General features: G+C 68.6%; 5 protein-coding genes. All 5 read left to right on the top strand.

The window, feature by feature from the left end; translation table 11 throughout:
* Positions 1–68: 68 nt before the first annotated feature.
* On the top strand, positions 69–812 hold the full coding sequence (locus tag AC1U7O_RS10770) for an MCP four helix bundle domain-containing protein (protein ID WP_479894776.1): 744 nt from the start codon (positions 69–71) through the stop codon (positions 810–812).
* 4 nt (positions 813–816) lie between these two features.
* Positions 817–1,518 (top strand): DUF6445 family protein, encoded by a 702-nt coding sequence (locus AC1U7O_RS10765; RefSeq protein WP_479894775.1) that lies wholly within the window; start codon positions 817–819, stop codon positions 1,516–1,518.
* 95 nt (positions 1,519–1,613) lie between these two features.
* Positions 1,614–3,776: an ATP-binding protein gene (locus tag AC1U7O_RS10760; protein WP_479894774.1), complete on the top strand. Its 2,163-nt coding sequence runs from the start codon at positions 1,614–1,616 to the stop codon at positions 3,774–3,776.
* Positions 3,777–3,778: 2 nt separating this feature from the next.
* Positions 3,779–5,233: a sigma-54-dependent transcriptional regulator gene (locus AC1U7O_RS10755; protein ID WP_479894773.1), complete on the top strand. Its 1,455-nt coding sequence runs from the start codon at positions 3,779–3,781 to the stop codon at positions 5,231–5,233.
* A gap of 505 nt (positions 5,234–5,738) precedes the next feature.
* Positions 5,739–6,663, top strand: a 925-nt coding sequence (locus tag AC1U7O_RS10750) for a twin-arginine translocation signal domain-containing protein (RefSeq protein WP_479894772.1), incomplete at its 3' end; no start/stop codon positions are given.

Genomic DNA, 6,663 nt, shown 5'->3' with positions numbered 1-6,663 from the left:
GGATGACGGCGCGTACGGGGGCAGGAGTGCCGATGCGCTCCTGCCCCCGTCTTTTACGGAGCGGGTCCATGCGAGGCGATGGAAGGGTGGGCTGGCCGTCCGGGGGGCGGGTGCTGGTCAGTGCCCTGATCGTCGGGCTCGGGCTGGTGACGGCCGGCCTGCTGGACCGGGTGGACCGCGACCTGCGGATGCTCTACGCGGACTATACGATCGCGGCGACCGACCTCGCGCACATCTCCGGGGACGTGATGCGCTACCGGACCAGCATCATCCGCGCCGTGGAGGCGGGTAGCCGGCCGGATGCGGAGCGGATCCTCGCCGCGCTGCCCGAGCAGCGGGAGCGGATCAAGGCCGCGGTGGAGCGTTACCATGCGGCGGGCGCGGGGGTCGGGTTGCAGACGCCCAAGGAGCGGAAGGCCCTGGAGGCGTTGCGGACGAGCCTGGACGCCTACTTTGCGGCGGCCGACGAGACGATCACCCTGCTCCGCGCACGATGGGCCGCCGCCGCGCCGCAGGAGGCGGCGGCCATTCGGAGCAAGCTGGCGCTGCACGTGCGGGACGCGGCGGGCGCCAGGATCGTGGCCGTCAGCATGGCCCTGGACCGCCTCCTGGAGACCGTCGCGGACGTGGGGAAGGGGATGCAGGACGAGGGCGCGGTGATCATCCGCGAGATCAGCACCGCGCTGCTGATCGGGAGCCTGCTGCTGGCGCTGCTGAACCTGGTCGTCGGCTCGCGGGAACAGGCCGGCGCGGGGGCGGCCGCCGTCACGCCAGGCCCGGCTCTTCCTGAGGGGCCGGACGGGAAGGCTTGAGGTCATGCCGCAGGAGACGTGCGGGGGCGATGCACCGCGGACGGATCCGCTTCTGTACCGGGAGCCGGTGCGTGGTCGGGAATATTGGATCCTCGACGGGGCGTTGGACGACCCCTTCGGGGTCGCGCAACGGTGCGTGACGAAACCGACCTGGCTGCTCGGCTCACCCTGGCGTGCGGAGGCGTGGCCGGGGATGCGGGCGCCGGATGCGCTCACGCCCCATGAGCTGGCGGCCTTGGAAGGGCGGGTCGCGTCGCTGCTCGGCGTGCGACGGCTCGGCGTCGTGCCGGACCCGGGGACGGGTATGACCGCGAACAACTGGGTCCAGTTGGTCGGCGGAGGCGAGGGCGTGGCCCGTCCCCACGTGGATTCGGCCAAGCTGTGCACCCACGCCGGCGTCCTCTACCTGCATCCCTATCCGCCCACGGTGCACTGCGGCACCTCCTTCTATCGCTTGAAGCTTCCCGACGGAAGGTTGGGGGGCAATGTCTGTCCACCCGACTACGACAGCATCAGCCAGATCCCGGGTCTCAGGGAGATGGAGCCGGGGCAGTGGCAGGAAGAGGTGGAAGTGCCCTACGAGTTCAACCGGCTCCTCGTGTATCGCTCCGACATCGTGCACTCGGCCACCGCGTACTTCGGCTCCGCCTACGAACTGGCCTCGAAACGCATGGCGATCGTCTTTTTCTGGTGGGCGGAGCGCTAGCGAAGTCCATCGCCGGTCTCGGTCCCCCGCCGCTCCGCCTCGCTTGACAGCCCCCAGGAGGGTCGTTAGGATCACGCCCAACCGCGGGTGTCGCGATGAGGGCGGCCGACCCGGTCCTCGCCATGGGCCGGAGCCTCGCGTCGCTTCCGCGGAACGCCGACGCCGTGGACGGAGCGACCGTGAGCCAACCGATCCGCACGTGGTGGAACCGGCTGCAAGTTCGGCAGAAGGTCTGGACGATCCTCCTGGTCGTCTTCCTCCCGCTGGTAGGTGCGCTCGTCGCCCACTTCGCGCTGATTGATCATCTGGTCTCCCTCCAGCAACAGCACCACCAGACCGTCCTCGCGAGCGAGCAGGTCAACGTGCTGCGCCGTCTGTCCGTGGACATGGAGACGGCGTTCCGCGGGTATCTGCTCACGCGGGACGACAAATTTCTACCCCCGCTGGTCGAGGCGGAGGCGAAGCTCGGGCCGACGACGCGCCGGATCCTGGATCTCGTGGCGGGCGATGAGGCGCTGACGGAGGATATCCGCGGGGCGCAGGGACGGCTGACGGAGCTGCTGGAGTCGAAGCATCGTCTGATCGAGCGGTTCCGCCGGGGACAGGTCCAGCCGGTGCTGGACTACGTGAGGTCGGGCCAGGGCATCCTGCTCGCCGACCGGGCGCGCGACGAACTGCGGGAGATCGAGGATCGGCTCCGTGCGCGCGCCAAGGCCTACGAGGCCGAGGAAGCCCGGCTCGCCCGGCTGGCCTACTGGGGGCTGGTCTTCGCGGTGATCGGGGGCCTGGCGCTCGGCCTCGTCGGCTCCCGCCTCCTCACCCGCTCGATCACGGGTCCCCTCTCGCTCCTCAAGGCGTCGGTGACGGCCTGGGGACAGGGGGAGGCGGGCGTCGTTCCCCCGGCGATCCAATCTTCCGACGAGATCGGACAGCTCGCTCGTTCCTACGGGGAGATGGCGCTTCGCATCCAGCGGCAGATCCAGGAGCTGGAGACGATCAGCGCCATCGGCCACGCCATCAACACGATCGGGCCGGACGGGCTCGACGGCGTGCTGCGCCGGATCGTGGACCGCGCCGCCGAGCTGCTGCAGGTGGATGTCTGCCTGGTCATGTCGCGCAGCGAGCGCATGGGCTGCTGGATCGTCGAGGCCGCCTCCGGCGAGTGGAACGACCGGCTTCACAAGACCGTCATGCTGTGGGAAGAATTCCCGGTGTCGGTGCGGGCCTACGAGACGGGCGAGCCCGCGTTCGGCGAGGACCTCCGCGGCGACGCCCGCCCCGAGGTGATGCGCCGGAATCTGATGGGGGAGAGCATGTTGTCGATTCCCCTGCTCGCGCAGGGCGCCCCGTTCGGGGTGCTCGTCCTGCTGCGGGCGGGGAGGATCGCGCGCGACCGATGGAATCTTCGCCTGGCCAAGGGGTTTGCGGAGGAGGCGGCCATCGCCATCGCCAACGCGCGGCTGTACGAGGCCGAGCAGGCGAAGGAGCGGGGGCTGGAAGCGCGCCTCCGGCAACTCGAGCACCTGGCCGAGACGCTGGCCCACGACCTCAAGGCCCCGGGCGAGCGCATGGAGGAGTTGGCGTCGTTGTTGATGAGCGAGTACGGGGCTCAGCTCGATCCCAAGGCGGGGAAGTGGCTCGCGTTGCTCGCCCAGAACGGACGGGACCTGATCGAGCGCGTCGAGAACATCCTGACCGTCGCCCGCGTCGGCGGGCGGCACGAGGCCGTCGAAGCGGTCGACCCGGCGCCGGTCCTGGACGATGTGCTGAAGGCGTGGGCGGGCGAACTGGAGCGTCGGCGGGTGCGGGTGGAGGTGTCGCCGGGGCTGCCGCTCGTGGCCTGCCATCGGGCCTATCTCCGCCAGGTGCTCGACAACCTCCTGTCCAACGCGCTGAAGTTCTGCATCGGGCGGCCGACGCCCGTCATCGCGATCGAGGCGGTTCGACGGGAAGACCGGGTGCATTTCGCCGTGGCCGACAACGGGCCTGGCATTCCGCCGGAGCACCGGGAACGGGTGTTTCAGCCGTTCGTCCGCCTGCAGCCGTCGGCCAAGGGGAGCGGCATCGGCCTGGCGATCGTGAAGCGGATCGTCGAGTTGTACGGCGGGCAGGTCTGGATCGACTCGGCGGAGGGCGGCGGGTGCGTGGTCCGGTTCACGCTGCCGGCGCTGGGCGAGCTGCCGGTGGCGGACGGGGCCGGCCGCGTGGAAGCGACGACGGCCGGCCGCCACGCCGGTCCGGCGGCGGAGGGAGCGTGAAGATGGCCGCGCGCACGACCGACTCCATCGGCCTCATCGGCACGGCGAAGGCGCCGTTCACCATCCTGGTCGTCGAGGACGATCCGACGGACACGGAGCTGCTTCTCCACGCGATCGAGAAGGCGGAACTCAAGGCGGCCGAGGCCGAAGTGCGGGTGGAAGTGCGGGCGACGGCCGAGGGCGCGTTGCAGTTCCTGGCCGACCGGCCGGTGGACCTGGTCCTGACGGACATGATGCTGCCCGGCATGGACGGGCTGGACCTCGTGAGCCGCATCCAGGAGATCGACCGCAACCTGCCGGTGCTGATCGTCACCCGGATGAACGGGGTGCCGACGGCGGTGGACGCGATGCGGCGAGGAGCCTACGACTACGTCGTGAAGCCGGTCAACGCTCTGGACCTCGGCATGCGCCTGCACCGGGCGATTCGTATCTCGGAGGTCTTGCGGCGGAGCACCGCGTTTGAGCGCAGCGCGCGCCACGGCCATCAGCCGGCCACCCTGGTCGGAGCCAGCCCGGCGTTCGACGGCATCGTCCGTCGGGTGCGGGAGGCCGCGCAGAGCCGGTCCACGGTGCTGATCACGGGCGAGACCGGGACGGGGAAGGGCGTGATCGCACGGGCGATCCACGAGCAGAGCCGGGAGCGAGACAAGCCGTACCAGGTCATCGACTGCACCACCGTGCCCGAAGGCATGGTCGAGAGCGAGCTGTTCGGCCATGTGCGCGGAGCGTTCACGGGGGCGATCGCGGACAAACCCGGCTTGATCGAGCTCGCCAACGGGGGGACCGTGTTCCTGGACGAGATCGGTGACCTGCCGTTGGTGCTCCAGGCCAAGCTGCTTCGCGTCCTGGAAGACGGCGAGGTGCGGCCGGTCGGCGGGACCCGGGTCAAGCGGGTGGACATGCGGTTCATCGCGGCCACCAACCAGGACTTGGAGGAAAAGGTGCGCGCCGGCACGTTCCGCAAGGATCTCTACTACCGGCTCGCGGTGGTGCAGATCCACGTGCCGCCCCTGCGGGAGCGGATCGAGGACATTCCGGTCATCGCCAGGCAGCTCTTGGCGCGCCTGGGACGGGAGATGGGGAAGCCCGCCTGCCGCCTCGACGCCCCGGCCGTGACGGAGCTGGTCGGCTACCGCTGGCCGGGCAACGTCCGGGAGCTCCGGAACATCATCGAGCGCGCCGTGATGCTCACGGTGGACGGACGGATCACGCGTGACGACGTGCGCGCGCTGCTGCCGGCGGTGAACGCCCCCCGCGCCGCCGACGGGCCGTCGGCCTACGCGACACTGCCGTACATGGAGGCGAAACGGAAGGCCTTGGCAGAGTTCATCGCCGGGTACCTTCGCGCGAAGCTGGCTTCGCACGGCGGGAGCATCACCAAGGCAGCGGAAGACAGCGGGATTCCACGGCAGCACTTCTCCCTGCTCGTGAAGCGATACCTCGGCGAAGGCAAGTAAGCTCCCCGAGCGACCATTTCCCTTCGGTGACGCAGCACCATCGTTCCATCCCGACCTTGACCGGCTTCCCCCTGCGACCGTTTCCCATCGGTAACGATCCGGCAGTCTAAAGCCCTCTGTTTGGCCCCTCTCCATCGGCTGGGTCCACCACCGGTCGGCCTTGACGACAGACACATCAAAATATGCGGATGACAACCAATTGATTTCGCTAACTAAATTAAGCGAATTGCGGGAGGTCGCATAGAAGTCTATTCGGCTTCTTGCCGATCTGATCCTCACACCAGCGGGCATTCTCGGCCCTCGCACGAATCAAACGCGATGCGTTTCAAGAGGTTATGACCGTCATGCCGAGCTCGACCTCGCCGACGCTCCCAATGGCAATGAACTTGCTGGGTGATCGGTGCTTTTTGCGGCAGTTCAACCATTTAACCGCGGGAGGGGAGGTGAAGCCGGTTTCGGTTCCAGCCAGACAGTCGGTGAACGAGTTTAGAGCGAGGAGGTCATTATGTATCTCTCACGACGGCAGTTTTTGAAAGTCACGGCGGGGACGGTCGCGGCGGCCGCGATCGCGGACCGGGCGCTGGCCTTGACGGCGCTGCAGCCGGTCATCGAGGTGGGCAACCCCCTCGGCGAGTACCCCGACCGGTCCTGGGAGCGGGTCTACCACGACCAGTACCGGTACGACTCCTCCTTCACGTTCTGCTGCTCCCCCAACGACACGCACGGCTGCCGCGTCCGCGCCTTCGTGCGCAACGGCGTCGTGATGCGCGTCGAGCAGAACTACGACCACCAGACCTACGAGGACCTCTACGGCAACCGCGGGACCTTCGCCCACAACCCGCGCATGTGCCTGAAGGGCTACACCTTCCATCGACGGGTGTACGGTCCCTACCGGCTGAAGGGCCCCCTGATGCGCCGGGGCTGGAAGCAGTGGATGGACGACGGCGCGCCGGAGCTGACCCCGGAGACGAAGCGCAAGTACAAGTTCGACGCCCGGATGCTGGACGACATGATGCGGGTGTCGTGGGACACGGCCTTCACCTACGTCGCCAAGGCCTGGATCGTCATCGCGACGCGGTACAGCGGGGAGGCGGGGGCGCGGCGGCTGCGGGAGCAGGGCTATCCGCCGGAGATGATCGAGATGATGAAGGGCGCGGGCACGCGCTGCTTCAAGCATCGCGCGGGCATGCCGGTGCTGGGCATCGTCGGCAAGATGATGAACACCCGGTTCAACGGCGGCATCGATACGCTGCTGGATGCCTGGATCCGCAAGGTGGGCCCGAACCTGGCGCAGGGCGGCCGCTACTGGTCGAACTACACCTGGCACGGTGACCAGAACCCCTCGCAGCCCTTCTGGTGCGGGGCCCAGGCCTCGGACATCGACCTCTCCGACATGCGGTTCTGCAAGCTGAACACCTCCTGGGGCAAGA

This window comes from Candidatus Nitrospira neuquenensis, from assembly GCF_979578155.1.
The sequence above is the reverse complement of the archived record's forward strand: the minus strand, read 5'-3'. Positions and strand labels throughout refer to the sequence as shown.